General features: G+C 74.1%; 2 protein-coding genes. One reads left to right on the top strand and one right to left on the bottom strand.

Going from position 1 to position 1890, the window contains the following annotated elements; all coding sequences use genetic code 11:
• A partial coding sequence (locus H5J29_RS31050; RefSeq protein ID WP_312858494.1) for a DUF6541 family protein occupies window positions 1-1007 on the top strand: 1007 nt, incomplete at its 5' end.
• Here the strand turns inward: H5J29_RS31050 and H5J29_RS31045 are convergent.
• On the bottom strand, window positions 997-1890 hold an 894-nt coding region (locus H5J29_RS31045; protein ID WP_181784499.1), incomplete at its 5' end, for an arabinofuranosyltransferase. The two genes, H5J29_RS31050 and H5J29_RS31045, sit on opposite strands and share 11 nt — an antisense overlap.

The following is a 1890-nucleotide window of genomic DNA, read 5'->3' as shown; positions in this document are numbered from 1 at the left end:
TGCTGGTCCCCGCCGTCGGACCGGGGCTCGGGGCCGCCGGACGGACCGGCGCGTTCCCACCGGACAGCCCCTCGGTGGACCTCGCCACGGCCCTCGAACGCACCCTGGGCCTGCCCTACACCGGTTGGCTGGACCCCGACAACCTGTACTGGCAGACCTCGGCGGCGATCCTCGCGGGCGTGGGTGCGATCGCCCTGCTGGTCCGACGGCGTGGGCTCGGCCCCGTCGTCGCCTGGCTGTTCTGGGTGGTCGTCCTGGTCGGCGCCTGGATGAGCCCCGGCACGGGCTACGACGCCGTCGTCACGGGCTTCTTCTACAACGCCATGCTCCGCACCTGGTCGCACACGTCGATGCTGGTCCCGGTGCTGGCCGGGCTCGGCGTGGTCCTGGTCGCGGGGTACCTCGGCGTGCTGCTGGGCAGGCGCTGGGTCCCGCTCCGGGCGGCGACCGTCGCCACGGCCGTCGCGGTGGTGGTGTTCGCGGTCTACGCGGTGGCGCCCGCCCGGCACTACGCCGAGCTGAACGAGAAGGCCGTCGCCACCCGCTACTCCACGCCGGACTTCGTGCGGGTCGGCCCCGACGACCAGGTCGCCATCGCCTGGCTCGCCGACCGCGTGCGCCCCGGGGAACGGGTGTTCAACTCGCCGAACGACGGCTCGACGTACCTCTACGTCGAGCGCGGTATCCCGGTCGTCAACGTCTACACACTGGGGCTGCCGGGCGTGCCCTACAGCTACGAGCTGCTCGAGCACTTCAACACCTACCCCACGGACCCCGAGGTCCGCCGCCAGCTCGAGGACCTCGACGTGCACTGGGTCTACGTCGACGGGGCCGCGCCCGGCATCGGCTCCAACGGCTCGCCCGACGGCTGGGCGGGCAGCGCGGGTTTCTCGCTGGCCCCCGGCCTCGCGGACCTCGACGGCCTGCCCGGCCTGGACCTGCGCTTCCGCAGCGGCACCGTCAGCGTCTACTCGCTGGACCTGGACCGCGCCCTGCCTACCGCCTGACGGCCACGAGGTAGGGCCCGACCGTCCGTGTCTCGAAGGGCGCGCCCGCGAAGGCCGAGGCGGGGAAGACGACGTCGACGACCCCGACGTTCGGCTCCAGCGGGAACCGGTCGACCAGCAGGGGCAGGTGCAGGCCGTCGGCGGCGACCCGCAGGACGAACGCCGTCGGCGGGCGGAAGGGGGAGGCGTCGAGCGCCGTCGCCAGCTCGGCGGGGGTCTGCGCCCGTGCCCACCGCCCGACGAGCTCGTGGCGCTCCTCGAAGTCTCCCGTCGGGTTCGCGTAGTGCGGGGTGATCGCCTGGAAGCCGCGGTAGGGGGCGAACGCCGTCATCTCCGGCACGGCGCTGAGCAGCACGGTCTCGTCCGCCGGGCGTCCGGTGAGAGCGGCGACCGCTGTGTCGAGCTCACCCGCCCAGCGTCCGGGCACGGTGTCGTCCCGCTCGCCCTCGGCGGTCACGCCCGTCGGGTCGTAGCTGGTCAGGGCCGCCTCGTCGGGACCGAGAGCCTGCAGGGACGCGATCGGGACCGCCGTCCCGAGCACCGCGACCAGCGCGAGGGCGGACCGGCCGGGCACGTGCCGGAGCAGCTCCGCGACGCCGAACACCCCGGCCGCCATGAGCGCGAGGTCGACCACCGGTTCCATCCGGAACGACAGCGTGGTGTGCCCGACGCCGAGCGCCACCGTGTTGGCCAGGTACCAGCACCAACAGACCACGACGACGACGGCGAGCGCCCGCGCCGTCGTCGAGCGGCGGAACACGACGACGATCCAGACCGTCCCGGCCAGGGCCAGCAGCCCGAGCGGGGTGAGCTGCAGCATGGGCAGCGGGAGCTGGGTGCTGCTGGTCGGGAGGTACCGGGTCGCCGCGCCGCCCGGGCGACC

It is taken from the genome of Pseudonocardia pini (assembly GCF_013870575.1).
Taxonomy (GTDB): Bacteria; Actinomycetota; Actinomycetes; order Mycobacteriales; family Pseudonocardiaceae; genus Pseudonocardia; species Pseudonocardia pini.
The sequence above is the reverse complement of the archived record's forward strand: the minus strand, read 5'-3'. Positions and strand labels throughout refer to the sequence as shown.